The organism is Ruegeria profundi (assembly GCF_001507545.1).
GTDB classification, from domain to species: Bacteria; Pseudomonadota; Alphaproteobacteria; order Rhodobacterales; family Rhodobacteraceae; genus Ruegeria; species Ruegeria profundi.
In genome coordinates this window covers 30832-46044 of record NZ_LQBP01000010.1, presented here as the reverse complement: position 1 = coordinate 46044, position 15213 = coordinate 30832, and the positions used below count along the sequence as shown (strand labels likewise).

Annotated in this window: 15 protein-coding genes; 6 read left to right on the top strand and 9 right to left on the bottom strand. The window is 57.3% G+C overall.

Annotation, left to right across the window (positions count from 1 at the left end; genetic code table 11):
* Positions 1-53: 53 nt before the first annotated feature.
* The gene (locus AVO44_RS17305) at positions 54-1718 is read left to right on the top strand and encodes an ABC transporter permease (protein ID WP_082677535.1); all 1665 of its coding nucleotides are present in this window, start codon (positions 54-56) and stop codon (positions 1716-1718) included.
* Positions 1719-1794: 76 nt separating this feature from the next.
* Positions 1795-2145 (top strand): DUF2794 domain-containing protein, encoded by a 351-nt coding sequence (locus tag AVO44_RS17300; protein ID WP_068339699.1) that lies wholly within the window; start codon positions 1795-1797, stop codon positions 2143-2145.
* On the opposite strand, the gene AVO44_RS17295 is transcribed toward AVO44_RS17300, so the two are convergent.
* From AVO44_RS17295 to AVO44_RS17285, 3 genes are all read right to left on the bottom strand, one after another.
* Positions 2142-2879: a C40 family peptidase gene (locus AVO44_RS17295; protein WP_068339694.1), complete on the bottom strand. Its 738-nt coding sequence runs from the start codon at positions 2877-2879 to the stop codon at positions 2142-2144. The genes AVO44_RS17300 and AVO44_RS17295 overlap by 4 nt on opposite strands.
* On the bottom strand, positions 2876-4258 hold the full coding sequence (locus AVO44_RS17290) for a leucyl aminopeptidase family protein (protein ID WP_068339691.1): 1383 nt from the start codon (positions 4256-4258) through the stop codon (positions 2876-2878). Before AVO44_RS17290 ends, AVO44_RS17295 begins: the two co-directional genes overlap by 4 nt.
* 63 nt (positions 4259-4321) lie before the next feature.
* Entirely contained in the window at positions 4322-4711 is a 390-nt protein-coding gene (locus AVO44_RS17285; RefSeq protein WP_068339688.1) for a hypothetical protein, read from the bottom strand.
* A gap of 144 nt (positions 4712-4855) precedes the next feature.
* Here AVO44_RS17285 and AVO44_RS17280 point away from each other — a divergent pair, with 144 nt between their 5' ends.
* Positions 4856-5506, top strand: coding sequence for a carbonic anhydrase (locus AVO44_RS17280; RefSeq protein ID WP_068339685.1), 651 nt, complete (start codon positions 4856-4858; stop codon positions 5504-5506).
* Positions 5507-5620: 114 nt separating this feature from the next.
* On the opposite strand, the gene AVO44_RS17275 is transcribed toward AVO44_RS17280, so the two are convergent.
* The 3 genes from AVO44_RS17275 to AVO44_RS17265 all read right to left on the bottom strand — a co-directional run bounded on the left by AVO44_RS17275 (position 5621) and on the right by AVO44_RS17265 (position 8984).
* Positions 5621-6643, bottom strand: a complete 1023-nt coding sequence (locus AVO44_RS17275; protein ID WP_068339682.1) for an aspartate-semialdehyde dehydrogenase — start codon at positions 6641-6643, stop codon at positions 5621-5623.
* Positions 6644-6753: 110 nt separating this feature from the next.
* Positions 6754-7788 (bottom strand): glycosyltransferase family 4 protein, encoded by a 1035-nt coding sequence (locus tag AVO44_RS17270; RefSeq protein ID WP_068339679.1) that lies wholly within the window; start codon positions 7786-7788, stop codon positions 6754-6756.
* A 23-nt stretch (positions 7789-7811) separates the two neighbouring features.
* Entirely contained in the window at positions 7812-8984 is a 1173-nt protein-coding gene (locus AVO44_RS17265) for an MFS transporter (RefSeq protein ID WP_068339675.1), read from the bottom strand.
* 141 nt (positions 8985-9125) lie between these two features.
* On the opposite strand from AVO44_RS17265, the gene AVO44_RS17260 reads away from it, so the two are divergent.
* The gene (locus AVO44_RS17260) at positions 9126-10268 is read left to right on the top strand and encodes a DUF3095 domain-containing protein (protein ID WP_068339672.1); all 1143 of its coding nucleotides are present in this window, start codon (positions 9126-9128) and stop codon (positions 10266-10268) included.
* A 3-nt stretch (positions 10269-10271) separates the two neighbouring features.
* Here AVO44_RS17260 and AVO44_RS17255 read toward each other — a convergent pair whose 3' ends face one another.
* Positions 10272-11042, bottom strand: coding sequence for an HpcH/HpaI aldolase family protein (locus AVO44_RS17255; protein WP_068339668.1), 771 nt, complete (start codon positions 11040-11042; stop codon positions 10272-10274).
* Between the two features lie 276 nt (positions 11043-11318).
* Between AVO44_RS17255 and hpaR the strand changes: the two genes are divergently transcribed.
* Together hpaR and AVO44_RS17245 are read left to right on the top strand one after the other, a co-directional pair.
* A complete protein-coding gene (hpaR, locus tag AVO44_RS17250) occupies positions 11319-11753 on the top strand; it encodes a homoprotocatechuate degradation operon regulator HpaR (RefSeq protein ID WP_068339665.1) in 435 nt (144 codons plus the stop codon).
* 474 nt (positions 11754-12227) lie between these two features.
* Positions 12228-12926, top strand: coding sequence for a fumarylacetoacetate hydrolase family protein (locus tag AVO44_RS17245; protein ID WP_068339662.1), 699 nt, complete (start codon positions 12228-12230; stop codon positions 12924-12926).
* A gap of 3 nt (positions 12927-12929) precedes the next feature.
* On the opposite strand, the gene AVO44_RS17240 is transcribed toward AVO44_RS17245, so the two are convergent.
* Both AVO44_RS17240 and AVO44_RS17235 read right to left on the bottom strand, forming a co-directional pair.
* The gene (locus AVO44_RS17240) at positions 12930-14138 is read right to left on the bottom strand and encodes a winged helix-turn-helix domain-containing protein (RefSeq protein WP_068339659.1); all 1209 of its coding nucleotides are present in this window, start codon (positions 14136-14138) and stop codon (positions 12930-12932) included.
* 4 nt (positions 14139-14142) lie between these two features.
* Positions 14143-15168 (bottom strand): LacI family DNA-binding transcriptional regulator, encoded by a 1026-nt coding sequence (locus AVO44_RS17235; protein ID WP_068339948.1) that lies wholly within the window; start codon positions 15166-15168, stop codon positions 14143-14145.
* Positions 15169-15213 lie beyond the last annotated feature (45 nt).

The window sequence follows — 15213 nt, the reverse complement described above, 5'->3', positions numbered from 1 at the left end:
GTTTTGGTCGAATAAAGGCAGGCATTCTGCGTTTGCCTGTCACGATCGGAACCATGGCCGACATCGAATCTTTAGAACAAAGACCGCGTCATCGCGGCATTTCAGGCACGCGGTTTCTGGCGGCTGCGGCTTATCTGGTTGCAGCTGCGTGCCTGTTGCCGATGGTGGCGGTCGTTCTGGCTGCAGTTACCGGTGGAACAGACACGATTTCGCACCTGTTCGATACCGTGTTGCCCCGCTATGTGATGACGACCTTGATCTTGGTCGTGTTGGTGGCCGTCGGCACCTTGGCCATCGGCGTGGGCGCAGCTTGGCTCGTCACGATGACGCGGTTTCCCGGCGTTCGTTTCCTTGAGATCGCCCTTGTGCTGCCGCTTGCTTTTCCGGCCTACGTTCTGGCCTACGCCTATACGTTTGTGCTGGATCATCCCGGCATCGTTCAGTCCACCCTGCGAGACGTGACCGGCTGGGGGCCAAGGGACTATTGGTTCCCCGAGATCCGCTCGACCGAGGGTGCGGCTTTGATGCTGATCCTGGTTCTTTATCCTTATGTCTATTTGCTGGCTCGCGCAGCGTTTTTGCAGCAAAGCGCCAGCGCATTCCTCGCCGCCCGCGCACTTGGAAAAAACCCGTTGCAGGCATTCTGGACCGTGTCACTCCCGATGGCGCGCCCGGCAATTGCTGGCGGCGTATTGTTGGCGATCATGGAAACCATCGCGGATTTCGGCACAGTGGCTTATTTCGGCGTACAGACTTTTGCCACCGGTATCTACACCAGTTGGTTTTCGATGGGGGACCGCGCCGCTGCTGCGCAGTTGGCGTTGTGCCTGTTGGGTTTTGCGTTAACCCTCGCTGTGATCGAAAGAACGCAGCGCGGAAGGGCAAAATACTATCAGGCGGGTAAAAGTCACGCCTCGCTGCCGGTTGCGCAATTGACGGGGTGGAAATCAGGTATGGCAATCAGCCTCTGCGCTGTCCCGGTGTTGCTGGGCTTTTTGCTGCCGGTTTTCATTCTGGTGGAGATGGGATTGGAGTCAGAGCAGAACCTGCTCTCGCGCCGCTATATCGGGTTTATCCAGAACTCGCTAACGCTTGCTGGAACCGCGGCGGTGATCACTGTAAGTGCCGCAATCTGTGTTGGCTTCTTTCAGCGTTTGCGTCCCGGACGGGGATCCGCAACTGCCGGGTATTTGGCGCGGTTAGGCTATGCAGTGCCCGGCGGAGTGATTGCTGTGGGTCTGCTGGTGCCTTTTGCCAGCCTCGACAACGCCTTGGATTCATGGATGCGGCAAACCTTTGATATCTCGACCGGATTGCTGTTGACGGGTTCAATCTGGTTGCTGATTGCAGCCTACATGGTGCGTTTTATGGCTGCCGCGCTGAGCGCTTATGAAGGCGGGCAGAGCACAGTTCACGCCAACATGGACGCCGCCGCACGATCATTGGGGCAAACGCCGCTGGGTACGCTACGCCGGGTTCATCTGCCGATACTGACGCCGTCGCTTCTGACTGCGCTGCTAATCGTCTTTGTTGACGTGATGAAGGAACTTCCTGCCACGCTGATCATGCGGCCATTTAACTTTGATACTTTGGCCGTTCAGGCCTATCGGCTTGCCTCGGATGAGCGGTTGGAAGGCGCGGCCGTGCCCTCTTTGGTCATTCTGGCGGTGGGGCTTTTACCAGTGATTTTGATCTGTCGACAGGTCGGTCGTCGCTGAGGCGCGATGGGCCAAAATATCACATAGCTGTGCGCTCGGGCTTGATTCAAACGCGTTTTCCGGCAAGGCTGGTCCCATGAACATGCAGCCTCCAAGCCGGTTATCTGCAAATTCGGCACAGATGCCTGTCGCGTTTGACCGGCGCGAGATGTCCCATATCCTATCCGTCTATGGTCGGATGGTCGCCGCCGGAGAATGGCGCGATTATGGTATTTCCAACCTGCGGGACATGGCCGTTTTCTCCATCTTTCGTCGCACTGCTGAGCATCCGATTTACCGGGTCGAGAAGCACCCGCGTCTGCGCCAAAAGCAGGGAATGTATTCGGTGGTTGGTATGGATGGCCGAATTCTGAAACGCGGCCACGATTTGCGGACGGTGCTTCGGGTGCTGGAGCGTAAGCTGATCCGGTCCGTTGACCTTGATTAGAGCCGTTTGTGCGACGTAACCGGCCCGTCGCCTTGTTTATCAATTCTGGCTATCGCCTGGTCCATAGGCTCGAACGTGACATCCATATGATAGGCGTTTGCGTGCAACAGCATGTTTTCACCAAAAACCCAGGCAACATGACCCTTCCAGAACAGTAGGTCACCGCGTTTCGGCTTCGTACCGGCAGGAAGGACCTTGCCTAACTCTCGCTCTTGATCGCTGCTGTCGCCGGGGCAGGCCAGGCCACAGGCCAGCAGTCCGGCTTGCACCAGACCCGAGCAATCCAACCCAAGCCGGCTGTTGCCGCCCCAAAGGTAAGGTGTACCCAAAAACAGCTCTGCCACGGCCACAGGATCCGAAAACCGCGTTTCACGGCGCTTGGCGTGTACGGAAGGGATGAACCCCAGTTCTGTTTCCAGAAACCTGCCCTGTTCCGACAGAACCTGCACCCTGCTGCCGAAACTCAGCGATATCCGGTCCGGGCTTTTCATATCCGGCTGGGCATAGGCATGAGTTGCAGGCGCTGTGATCCAGTGCGTGTCGGATACTTCTGTACCTAGTTGATCCGAGGCGACCCAACCCGCGTAACCGTCCTTGTCTGCGATGATCCGGCTCCAACCATTCTGCGTTTCGGTCACGTTCACGGCGTCACCAAACAAAAGCTGCCGGTCCCGCGCGCCGTCTGGGCTGCGTAGCAGGTTGACCACTGGGCTTATGACGCGCTGGCGGCTCATAGGCCCAAAACCTCAGGCAAGGCGGTCAGAAGGGCGCGCGGACCTTGGCCAAGGCCACCTTTACTGCGCCCCGGTGCTTTTCTGGGTTGCCAGGAATAGATGTCGAAATGCACATAGCGGCTGTTCCCAACAAACCTGCGCAGGAACAATGCGGCAGTGATCGACCCGGCGAACCCGCCCGATGGCGCATTGTCGAGATCGGCGATACCGGGTTCTATCATAGCCTCGTAAGGGTCGTGGAAGGGCATCCGCCAAACCGGGTCCGCAGCCTTCTGTCCGGCTTGCATCAGTGCTTGGGCGGCAGTCTCATCGTCGGTGTAAAACGGCGCAAGATCGGCGCCGACCGCCACCCGTGCCGCGCCGGTCAGGGTCGCCATCGAGATCACCAAATCCGGCCCGCCCTCATCCGCCAACGTCAGTGCATCTGCCAACACCAGTCGACCTTCGGCATCTGTGTTGTTGATCTCGACCGTCAGACCCTTGCGGGATGTCAGGATATCGCCGGGTCGAAACGCATTGCCGGCCACTGAATTCTCAACTGCTGGTATCAGAACCCGCAGCTGAAGCGGTAAGTTCATCGCCATGATCATTTGCGCCAGACCCAGCACATTGGCTGCCCCGCCCATGTCCTTCTTCATCAGCGCCATGGAGTTTCCGGGTTTCAGATTCAAACCCCCGGTGTCGAAACATACACCTTTGCCGACCAGAGTAAGTTTGGGACCAGAGTTCCCCCAATTCATCTCAATAAGGCGTGGGTCCTGCACGGCCGCGCGACCAACTGCGTGGATCATTGGCAGGTTTTGATCCAGCAGGGCTTGCCCCCGAACCGCCTTGCAAGAGGCACCGAAGTCTTGCGCTAACGTCTCCACGGCGGCCTGAAGCTGATCTGGCCCCATATCCGCCGTTGGCGTGTTGACCAGATCGCGTGTCAGCGCCTCGGACTGGGCCAGTATCTCAATCCGTGGGGCATCAATGCCGTCGGGTGCGACAAGGCGAGCCTTGGCCGGAGACTGCTTGGCATAGGTATCGAAGGCATACCCCGTCAACAACCAGCCCAAACACTCAGTCTCCAGCGCGTTCGCAGGTACACCCGAGGCGATGTGATAATTCCCTTCAGGCAGCGCCTCGGCCGCAGCGGCCAGAGGGAAACGCTTGCGCCTGCGGATTGCGGGCTTGCCATAACCCGCGACGGCAAAACTAGGCGTTCCATCCGGCCCAGGGACAAGCGCAACCTGACCGAGTCGACCTGTAAAATCACAAGATTTCAGCCAATTAGTCAACGATTGCGGCTGATCATTCAGCCAGTCGTCCAGATCTGGTTGCGCAATGACATATAACGGCAGCGACGGATCAGAAGGCGAAGCGAAGGACAGGGTCATAGAGATCTCAGCTGGTTCAATTTGCGCCCAGCCTAACCACCCACGGCCTGTCCGCAAGCCCTGTTAGATGGAAAGGTCCTGCTGATCCCAGATCACCGTCAGAGACTTTTCCCCGACGCGGATCAACCGCCACAGGGTAGCACCAGTTGCGACCGCATCCCCCGCATCGACGGATTGCGCCACATCGCCTGCAACACGGGCCAACGCGACCATGCCAATTTGTTCGGCGATTGCCACCAATGAGCGCGCGCATTTCCTCAGAGCGGCCCAGTCGCGTTGCCGCCAGAACCTTTCGCAATTTGACAGACGAACGGCTAGCTCTTCGACCGTGCGGCACAGCACGTCCATCGCGTCCTTGTCGCCCATCTGTCGATAAAGCCCATTCAGCCGATCCGGATCCAGCCGAACGGTTTCCTTGTGTTCAAGCGTGAGTATATTATCCACCACATTCACCCCAATTCTTTATGCCCCCACGGCATAGGGCGACATTGGCGACAAAATCCTTTGCAAAACCTTGCCTTCTGACCGGAAAATTGCTCGAATTTTTGATGAATTCAGGCTAGAGCGACCGGCAAAGACTGATCAAGGGACAACTTTATGGACTATGCCAAACCTCTGCCGTCCTATCTGGTGAAGCGGTATCATGGTTGGAAAGCCACCACTTACACGGAAAATCAGGTCTGGTATCGACGTCTTGCCACCGAGGGGCAGCGCCCGCGTGCGATGGTGATTTCCTGCTGCGACAGCCGCGTCCATGTCACTTCGATCTTTGGCGCAGATCAGGGTGAGTTCTTTATTCATCGAAACATCGCCAACCTTGTTCCACCTTACGAACCCGATGGAGATCACCACGGCACCAGTGCGACGATCGAATATGCCGTCACGGTTTTAAAAGTGGCGCATCTTATAGTACTGGGACATTCGCAATGCGGCGGTGTGCAGGGGTGCATCGATATGTGTGCGGGCCATGCCCCCCAATTAGAAGCTAGGGAAAGCTTTGTTGGCCGCTGGATGGATATTCTGAAACCGAAATACGGGCTGGTCGCCGATATCGAAGATGCACATGAGCAAGCGCGACAGTTTGAGCGGCACGCCGTCGTGGCTTCGCTTGAGAACTTAATGACCTTCCCGTTTGTGTCTTCAGCAGTGCAGGATGGTTCGCTCAGTCTGCATGGGCTGTGGACCGATATCGGCGAAGGTGGTCTGCAATGCTATGACCCGCACAACAAAAGGTTCGAGGCTGTCTGAATGACAGGTACGTGCCAGACCGTTTCAGTCCAATCGACGCCGAAGAACATACCTGGTACATAAAAACCCCGCCGAAGATGCGACGGGGTTTAAAAAAAATCAATGCGCTGATGCTCAGCCCTTTTTCAGAACCTCACGGCCCAGCAATTCGGCGATCTGTACCGCGTTCAGGGCCGCACCCTTGCGCAGGTTGTCAGAAACGCACCACAGGTTGATGCCGTTTTCAACGGTCGAATCCTGACGGATACGGCTGATAAAGGTGGCGAAATCACCCGCGCATTCAACCGGCGAGACGTAGCCGCCCGCTTCGCGCTTGTCGATTACCATGATGCCCGGTGCTTCGCGCAGGATGTCGCGGGCTTCGTCTTCGTCCAGGAATTCCTCGAACTCGATGTTCACGGCCTCGGAATGGCCGACGAACACGGGCACGCGGACGCAGGTTGCGGTGACCTTGATCGACGGATCGACGATCTTCTTGGTCTCAACCACCATCTTCCATTCTTCCTTGGTCGAGCCATCTTCCATGAAGACGTCGATCTGAGGGATGACGTTAAACGCGATCTGTTTCTGGAATTTCTTTGGCTCAACGTCAGTTGTCGGGTTGTAGATCGCTTTGGTCTGATCCCAAAGCTCATCCATACCTTCCTTACCGGCGCCCGAGACCGACTGATAGGTCGACACAACAACGCGCTTGATCTTGGCGCGGTCATGCAGCGGTTTCAGCGCGACAACCATCTGCGCGGTCGAGCAGTTGGGGTTGGCGATGATGTTCTTGTTCTTATAGTCGTGGATCGCCTCGGGGTTACATTCCGGCACGATCAGCGGAATATCAGGGTCGTAGCGATAAAGAGATGAGTTATCGATCACCACGCAGCCCGCGGCCGCCGCCTTGGGGGCGTAGGTCTTTGTCGCGTCCGAGCCGATGGCAAATAGCGCCATATCCCAGCCGGTAAAATCAAAGGTGTCGATGTCCTGGGTCGTCAGTGTCTTGTCGCCAAAGCTTACTTCGGTTCCCAGTGAACGACGGCTTGCCAGCACGGCAAGGTCATCAACCGGGAACTGGCGTTCCGCCAGGATGTTCAGCATTTCGCGGCCCACGTTACCCGTGGCGCCGGCGACAACGACGCGATAGCCCATTTCATGTCTCCAAAGTTAAGGACGCGCGTTCATAGCCGCGTTGCAGCGAAGAAAAAAGGGTTATCGGGGATTTTTGCCGCTATGAAACCGATTTTCCGCTACAGCGCGTGTCAGGTGTCGTTCAAAAGCTGTTCGTAAAGGGACACAAGGGTCTTGGCCTCACCGTTGATATCGAAATTCCGCTCAACATGGGCGCGGGCGGCGAGTCCGGATTGCGAAAGGGAATCAGGGTTTGATAACATTTCAACCGCGGCATCGGTCAACGCGGGGATATCACCGGGTGTGACTACGCGACCCAACGACGGGTCCGTTACGATTTCGGAGAACGCACCGACATCGGTGGCAACAACCGGCACGCCGCAGGCCATCGCCTCAAGCGGGGTCAGGCCGAACCCTTCCCACCGCTGCGGGGCGATGAACAGATCCAGCACCTGATACCACTCGGCGATCTGGTCGACGGTCACCTCGGGCATGAACAGGATGCGTTCAGAAAGACCGGCCTTGGCGACCCTGTCTTTCAGCTCGGCCAGATAAGCAGTGTGTTTTTCGGTCGCGCGGCCCATAACGATGCCATGAACATCTTCAAAGCGGTCACACAGCTCGATCATCGCGTCAACAAAAGCGTCAGTGCCTTTCTGGTGGCGGATACGGCCATAGCACCCCAGCAGTACGCCATCAGGCAGGCCCAGACGCGTCCGAACCTCGGCTTTGTCCTTGGGCGGCGTGAAATCCTGCAAATTGATGCCGTGCATGATCACCTGCGCGTCACGTTCCAGATACCCGGCGGTTTTGCGCGAGGTGGCGACAACCGCGTCCATCTTGTCGATCAGCCATTTGGTATAGCCGGTATGGGCGCGTTGCGAAGCGCTGGTGAACAGAAGTTTCAGGCGCAACCGCAGGACATCGCGCAGAATCAGGCCCAGCAGCATCTCGGTATTGCGCCGTGCATGCCAGACACGCAGGGTCTTGCGCGACAGGAAGGGCAGGCGACCCAAAGGAATATGCGGGATATCCGACGGCAACCCCGGTCCTGTGGCAGTGATATCGATCCATTGCGCCTGCAACGGCACCAGACGGGCAATCGTTGCCGTTACGCCAGAGAGTCGGCGCTTGAGATTGGGGGCAATGACGCGCGGGTCAGACATTGATGCTCCTGACGGGTTCAGCGTTAATCAACGCTGTCGCGGCTGAACAGGTATATCACACAGCCAAGGGCGAGCGTAATTGCGAAAAAGCCGAATATCGCTGTGTAAGGCGCGGTTGGGCTGATGTCCACCGTGGCCGCGTGGATGCGTCCGGTGACGAATTGCGCAAGGCCGACGCCACCAATACCAAAGAGGTTCAAAAGGGTCATGCCGCGCCCCACCAGATGCGGTGCCACAAATGCCCGGCCATGCGCCATGATGACCGGAAAGCTGGCCCCAAGGAAGCCGATCAACGCCATCAAGACCACTGACAGCCAAACCGCGCTGTCGATCCACAGGCACAACAGGGCCAGTGCCGCCGCGCCCAGCGTGTTGCCACCAAAAATCACCCATTTTCGTGTACCAAGCACCCGATCGAGCGGCCCGTAGGCAAATGTTCCGGCGATCATGGCCGCTCCCATAATGAGGGTCGCTGTTCCGATCTGGGTTGTGCTGAGGCTGAAGATATCGCTCAGGTAAGGCCCGGCCCACAAGCCGCGCGTGGCCGCCGATGGCGCATAGGCCACCAGCATCAATGGCAGGATCGCCCACAAAGCAGGTTCTTTCAGCAGGTCCAGTACGGACCCTCGATGCTCGGTCTCGACCTTTTTGGGGTCGTTCACCGTGCTCCAGATCCCCAGAGCGATGGCTCCCGAAAACAAGGCCAGAACCCACATCGTTGCCCGCCACCCCATCAACTCGACCGCTAAGGCCGTTGGGTACGAGGCCACAAGGTTGCCGACGGACCCGACACCCAGCATGACCGCGGCCAGCGTTGCAAAACGGGCAGGGGGGTATTCACGCGCAAAGATATAGTAGGATGCCATAAGCACCGGTGAGCACCCAACACCGATCAATCCCATCGCAATTGCGATGTGAAAGGGCGTATTGGCAACGGCAAACAGCGCCGCGCCGCCTGCACCGCCAACCAGCAGCAGGCTCGCTGCTGTCAGGCGCGGTCCGATCCGGTCCAGCGCCCAACCGACCGGCAGTTGCATTGCCGCAAAGATCAGGAACCATAGCCCCGATGCAAAAGCCAAATCCTCGGGCGTGGCGTTGATATCGCGCCCCAGATCGACGCTGAGCACCGCCAGGAAAGCGCGAAAAAACTGGCTAAGCACATAGCCCAGACACAATACCACCAGACCCGCTTTCATGAGATGCCTTTCTTCTTCACCAGCGCGGGAAGCAGTGGCATGTCGCAATGCATTACACAAGCGCGTGTGTTACACTGTTTGTACCGGACAGTATTCACATTTGGGCTATCGTTAGACTAAGAACATCACCCAGAGGTGCAAATGAAAGACGCCCAGGCCGCTTTTTACGAAAGCCTTCCCCTACAGCGGGATTTTACGAGTTTGGCGCAACCCGCGCGGTTTTCGGCCGTGCCCGACGACTGGGCGCTGGGTGTCGCTGATATTGTCGATTCGACCGGTGAGATTGCCAACGGGCGATATAAGACGGTCAACATGGTTGGCGCTGCTGTGATCTCGGCCATGATAAACGCCCTGAAGGGGCAGCAATTTCCCTATGTCTTTGGGGGGGATGGGGCTGCGTTTGCGATCCCTGCAAGTGCTGTCGACATCGCCCGAACGGTCCTGGCCGAGTTGCGGCGCTGGGCAGAGGAAGAGTTTTCGATCGCGTTGCGCGCGGCCCTGGTGCCAGTGTCCGAGCTTCGTCAGGCGGGGCGTGACCTGCGTGTCGCGCGATATGCACCCTCGAACGGCGTGGACTATGCCATGTTTTCAGGCGGTGGTCTGGCTTGGGCCGAGGCAATGATGAAAGAGGGGCAGTTCCAGGTTCCGCCTGCTGACCCCGGCGCTCAGCCCGACCTGACGGGACTGTCTTGCCGTTGGTCCAACATCAAGGCGCAGCATGGCAAGGTCGTATCCCTTGTGATTGAGCCAACGCCCCAAGCAACCGAGAGCGATTTTGCCGATCTGGCGCAATCAGTCTTGTCAGCAGCTGAAGGGTTGGAACGCGCGGGCCACCCGGTTCCGGAAAACGGCCCGCCCATTAAGTGGCCGCCCCCCAATTTGGCGCTTGACGCGAGTGTGTCCAGATCCGGGCGCAACCTGTTTACACAGAAGGTTAAGCTGCTGGGCCAGAACCTTTTGATCGCTCTATTGTTCAAGTCCGGCAAAAGCCTGGGTCAATTCGACCCTGAACACTATAAGAATATGGTCAGCCGGAATGCCGATTTCCGCAAATTTGACGATGGGTTGAAAATGACGCTGGATTGCGACTCAGCGACATTCTCGCAGATTGAGATCATGCTGGAACAGGCACGCGCGCAGGGCAAGATCCGGTACGGTGTGCACGCGCAGGATGAGGCGATGATGACATGTTTTGTACCCTCGGCCACTCGCGATGATCATGTGCATTTCGTAGATGGTGCCGCGGGCGGTTATGCACAGGCCGCGGCTGCGATGCAGACCTAGGTCCTACTTTGCGGTCCATTCGGCCGCCAGCGCCCGGGCCGCCTGTGTCAGCAACATTACGTCGATTCCCACTGCAAGAAACTGAGCACCCATGTCCATGTAGGCTTGTCTGGCAATGTCATTGGTTGCCAGAATTCCGGGTGCTTTACCTGCAGCCTTTATGCGCGTGATTGCGTCGGAGATGGCGGCTTGAACCTCGGGCACATCGCTTTTGCCCGGAAATCCCATATCCGCAGACAGGTCCGCCGGGCCGATAAAGACACCGTCGACACCTTCGACCGACAGAATTTCATCCAGCGCGGCCATACCGGCGCGGTTTTCGACCTGCACCAGCAGGCAAATCTGGTCGTCCGCAGATTGTATGTAATCCGTGACAGACCCGTAACCGGTCGCCCGCGCCGCGGCAGCACCCACACCGCGCACGCCTTCGGGGGGATATCGACACGCCCGTACCAGTTCGCGGGCTTGCTCAGCGCTGTTCACCATGGGGACCAGGATGGTCTGTGCGCCTAAATCCAGCACCATCTTGATCAGGGCCGTATCCCCAACGGGCACCCGCACCACCGGATGCGTCGGGCTTGCTGCAAGCGCCATTAACTGATCTCTGATCGAGCGGATATCATTCGGAGCGTGCTCGCCATCTATCACCAGCCAGTCGAACCCTGCTGAGCCCATGATCTCGGCCGTGACGGCCTCACCAAAGCTGCTCCAGCAGCCGATCAGCCTTTTGCCCTGTGTTAGAGCCTGTTTAAACGTGTTCTTTGGAGCGGGCATACGAGCACCTTTCTGTTATTCAGCGGGCAACGCCAGTTATAACGGCATCCTCGCGGCTATTTAACGGACCAGTCCAAAAGAAAACCACCAAATTATCTGATTGCTGGATTAGGCAGTTCAGGAGTTTCACTATTTTAAGCGCCTATCCGTTCCTGTGGGCGGAGCAAAAGAAGCTGGGGCTGGCAAATGCAAACTCAGCCTGAAATGACCCCAAAAAACACCGTGAAAATCGGTTTATGACGTTGCAGCGCCGTTGGAATTCGGCAAGACTTTCGTATGACCAATGATGTACCATTGACGTCACGCTCATTGCCTATCGCGCTGCTGCGGGCTCGGGAACGGGTCATGGGACCCATTCGAAAGATGTTGGCGGATGCCGGTGTTACCGAACAGCAATGGCGCGTATTGCGTGTCCTGAACGAGGAAGGCCCGCAAGAACCGACCCACATTGCAGAGCGGGCCTGTCTACTGCTGCCCAGCCTTACACGCATTCTGCAAAAGCTTGAGGCAAAGGACCTGATCGTACGGCGTGTGCATCCAGGTGACAGGCGCCGCCAGATTATCGACATCTCTGACAAAGGGAACCAGATCATCAAGGATAATATTCAGGTAACAATCCAACTGGCTGAGGATCTGCGCACCAAAATGGGTCCTGAACGTCACGAAGCCTTGTTGGACCTTTTGAACGAATTGCGAGATTTGGAAACCTAAGGGGTGTCCCTCGAACCCCGCCAGAGACAAGTGGTATCCCTGACGGGGCGGCCAGACGTATACTGGATTATTTGCCTGGCCCCAAGCCGGTTGCGTCAGATATGCCCAACGGTCCGGCCTGCGTTTCAGAGAACGCGCCGGTTTGAAATAAAACCGACTCTGTGACGCAGAGACTTGTTGGGGGTTATGTCTCAGGCCATGGTTCTCTGAAATTGTGACGTCCCGACCGTTGTGTCGTACCCAAGTTTCAGGGTGCCAAAACACAATAGCCGTACTGGTACATCCGTCTTACATCTGATCGGTGGCAAGAATGATCGGCCACCAATCTGCTGCCGATTTCTTTCTCTTACTTCTATTTAGGACCCGGTTGCAGAATTCCAAGACAGGGCGACCGGAATGTGATGACCTGCCACAAGGGCGGCTTGCTCCTCCAGATCACCACTTTAAGATGCCCGAAAATTAGTGGGGACCCCAATGCCGGACATTTTGTTTTCTCTTTCCGACCCGATAGCGATCCCGGTGCAGGGGCAGGATGCGGTCTATCCGGTAGGTCGGATATTTTGTGTTGGTCGCAACTATGCAGCACATGCCGCCGAGATGGGTCACGAGGTTGACCGCGAGGCCCCATTCTACTTCACCAAGTCCGCGTCAAACGCGGTACTGACAGGGGCAACCGTTCCATATCCTCCCGGAACAGAAAACTTCCATCACGAGATGGAGTTGGCCATTGCCATCGGAAAACCTGTCTTTCAGGCCACCAGTGCACAAGCTTGGGATGCCGTTTTCGCTTATGGTTGTGCCCTGGACATGACCCGCCGCGACCTGCAGATTCGCGAGCGCAACAAGCAGCGTCCGTGGGATTTGGGCAAAGACCTAGAGGCCGGTGCCGTGTTTGCTCCGCTGACCTTGGCCGCGGACTGGTCGCCGAAAGACGGGACGCGCATTTTCCTGACTGTGAATGGACAAACGCGTCAGGACGCAACGCTGGGTGAGCTGATCTGGAAAATTGACGAGATCATCAGCCATCTGTCCCGTTTCTATCATCTAAGACCCGGTGACCTGATCCTGACCGGTACGCCCGCCGGTGTTGGTCCTGTACAGGCCGGGGACCAGATTTACGGTGGAATTGACGGTCTGGACCCAGTTCAACTTACACTGTCTGACGCAGAATAGACCCTATTTCGGATCTTTCAGCCAATCTGTTTCGAATTCCACATCGTCCAAATCCGCAAAACGGCGAACCCGATCCAGCTCTGATTGCAGCCGTTTCGTGCGTGCGTCCGACCAACGCACCGAACGTTCCGGCCACAGGGCGCTGACCTTGAGAACGCCTTGATCGCGTTGCGCTTTCGTGTCGATGCGCCCGATCATTCGATCGCCCTCTAAAAGGGGAAAGACGTAATAGCCATATGTCCGCTTGGCGGCGGGAACGAACACTTCAATGCGGTAATGAAATCCGAAAAGCCGCTCGGCCCGCTTGCGGTCACGCAGCATCGGATCAAAAGGGCTAAGAACCCTCATGCGCCCCGGAACCGATGGCACCTCAGCCTCGATCAAGTCTGGTCGGGCAAGCAGCTTGCGCAGCTTGCCATCAGCGCAAGTAACTTCGATTTCCTGCAAGAGACCGTTTGTTAGAGCCTTTTCTGACCATTGCCGAGCTTCAGCAACACTGACAGTATCCCAGAATGCAGCCAGCTCTCCGGGTGTTGCGAAACCTAAACGGTCCAGTGCTGCGTTGCACAGCCAGTCTACCGTTTCCTCGACATCACAGCGCAGGTTGCCCGGACACAGATGCGTTTCGATCACCCGCTCGGTCAAATCATACCGCTTCTGAAAACCGCTGCGCCCGACAACGGTCAACGCACCAGACCGCCACAGAAACTCAAGCGCTGTTTTGGACGGATGCCAGTCCCACCATCCGCCGGATCCCTTTTTCTCATCCTTGCCAACATCCGAGGATGGTACCGGTCCATGATCACGGATATGCTGCAGAACGGTGTCGAACTGTTTTTCGAACCCGTCCCGTCGCCAGTTTTTCCAGCGGGATTTCAGCAGCGCCGCGTCGCGTTGAAATCGCAAATGCCAATGCGGATAGAATTCAATCGGAATAACGGCGGCGTCATGTGTCCAGTGCTCGAACAGCGCACGGTCGCGCTCATACAGGCGCTTAAGGTTTTTCGCGCGGTACGATGGCCTGCGAGAGAACAGGATCATGTCATGCGCGCGGGCGACCGTGTTGATGCTGTCCAGCTGTACGAAACCCAACCTATGGATCAACTCCAACAAGTCTGCTCCGCTGGCCCCGCCCGAAGGTTTCTCGGCCAGCGCATGACGATCCATAAACAGGGCGCGGGCCGCCCTGTTGTCCAGTCGTGGAAGCACCATTAATTCAGCGCCGCTTCAGCGTTTCGCCATAGCTGATCTTGGGGGTCAGAGTTATGCGGGTTTCGATATCGGCATCCGGCTCGGCCAGCTGCGCGGCAATGATCTCGGCCGCCTTGCGCCCGATTTCCAATCGGCAGGCATCCATCGTAGCCAGCTTGCGCGGAAGACCTTGCAAAAGTTCGACATTGTTAAACCCAGCCAGCCCGATTTGTCCGGGTACATCGACCCCCTGTTCCAACAGGTACAACATTCCCCCGGCGCCAATCATATCGTTGGAGTAATACAGGAAATCCAGCTCGGGTGACCGTTCCAGCATGGCTTGCGTCATCTCGCGCCCCTTGGCCAGAGCCGAGCCGCCGGAATAGAACTCGCGATCTTCAATCTCGATCCCGTTCTTGCCCAACACTTCGGTAAAGCCTTCGAACCTTTTGCGGGCGCGGTGATCCAACGGCATCTTGGTTCCCATAAAACCGATATGCTTATAGCCCGCCTTCAGAATTGCTTCGGCCATTTCGCGCCCGGCGCGGCGGTGCGAGATTCCCACCATGGCATCAACCGGCTTGCCGTCGGTGTCCATGATCTCAACCACCGGTATTCCAGCCGAATCCAGCATGGCGCGCGCCGCCTCGGTATGTTCCAGCCCCGCGATGATCACGCCCGAAGGACGCCACGAAAGCATCTCATACAGTACTTTTTCTTCTTTCTCAGGCAGGTAATCTGTGACGCCGACTACGGGCTGTAATTCTGTGTCTTCCAGAACCTGATTGATGCCGGTCAGAACCTCGGGGAAGACCATATTCGACAAAGAGGGGATAATCACCGCGACAAGGTTAACCCGGCTTGAGGCTAGCGCACCTGCGATTTTGTTGGGCACGTATCCCAGCTCTTTCGCGGCAGCCAGAACACGGGTGCGGGTTGCGTCCGAGACATCGCCCCGGTTCCGCAAAACCCGGCTGACCGTCATTTCGGATACTCCTGACGCTTCCGAGACATCACGAAGGGTAAGCGGGCGTTTTGTTTCTGTGGTCACCGGTGGCACCTGCACTGTTGTTTTGACCGATGGTAGCGTGAACAG

Coding starts and splice junctions, on each gene's coding strand:
- AVO44_RS17305 (WP_082677535.1), top strand. CDS start 54: ATGGCCGACATCGAATCTTTAGAACAAAGACCGCGTCATCGCGGCATT.
- AVO44_RS17300 (WP_068339699.1), top strand. CDS start 1,795: ATGAACATGCAGCCTCCAAGCCGGTTATCTGCAAATTCGGCACAGATG.
- AVO44_RS17295 (WP_068339694.1), bottom strand. CDS start 2,879: ATGAGCCGCCAGCGCGTCATAAGCCCAGTGGTCAACCTGCTACGCAGC.
- AVO44_RS17290 (WP_068339691.1), bottom strand. CDS start 4,258: ATGACCCTGTCCTTCGCTTCGCCTTCTGATCCGTCGCTGCCGTTATAT.
- AVO44_RS17280 (WP_068339685.1), top strand. CDS start 4,856: ATGGACTATGCCAAACCTCTGCCGTCCTATCTGGTGAAGCGGTATCAT.
- AVO44_RS17275 (WP_068339682.1), bottom strand. CDS start 6,643: ATGGGCTATCGCGTCGTTGTCGCCGGCGCCACGGGTAACGTGGGCCGC.
- AVO44_RS17270 (WP_068339679.1), bottom strand. CDS start 7,788: ATGTCTGACCCGCGCGTCATTGCCCCCAATCTCAAGCGCCGACTCTCT.
- AVO44_RS17265 (WP_068339675.1), bottom strand. CDS start 8,984: ATGAAAGCGGGTCTGGTGGTATTGTGTCTGGGCTATGTGCTTAGCCAG.
- AVO44_RS17260 (WP_068339672.1), top strand. CDS start 9,126: ATGAAAGACGCCCAGGCCGCTTTTTACGAAAGCCTTCCCCTACAGCGG.
- AVO44_RS17255 (WP_068339668.1), bottom strand. CDS start 11,042: ATGCCCGCTCCAAAGAACACGTTTAAACAGGCTCTAACACAGGGCAAA.
- hpaR (WP_068339665.1), top strand. CDS start 11,319: ATGACCAATGATGTACCATTGACGTCACGCTCATTGCCTATCGCGCTG.
- AVO44_RS17245 (WP_068339662.1), top strand. CDS start 12,228: ATGCCGGACATTTTGTTTTCTCTTTCCGACCCGATAGCGATCCCGGTG.
- AVO44_RS17240 (WP_068339659.1), bottom strand. CDS start 14,138: ATGGTGCTTCCACGACTGGACAACAGGGCGGCCCGCGCCCTGTTTATG.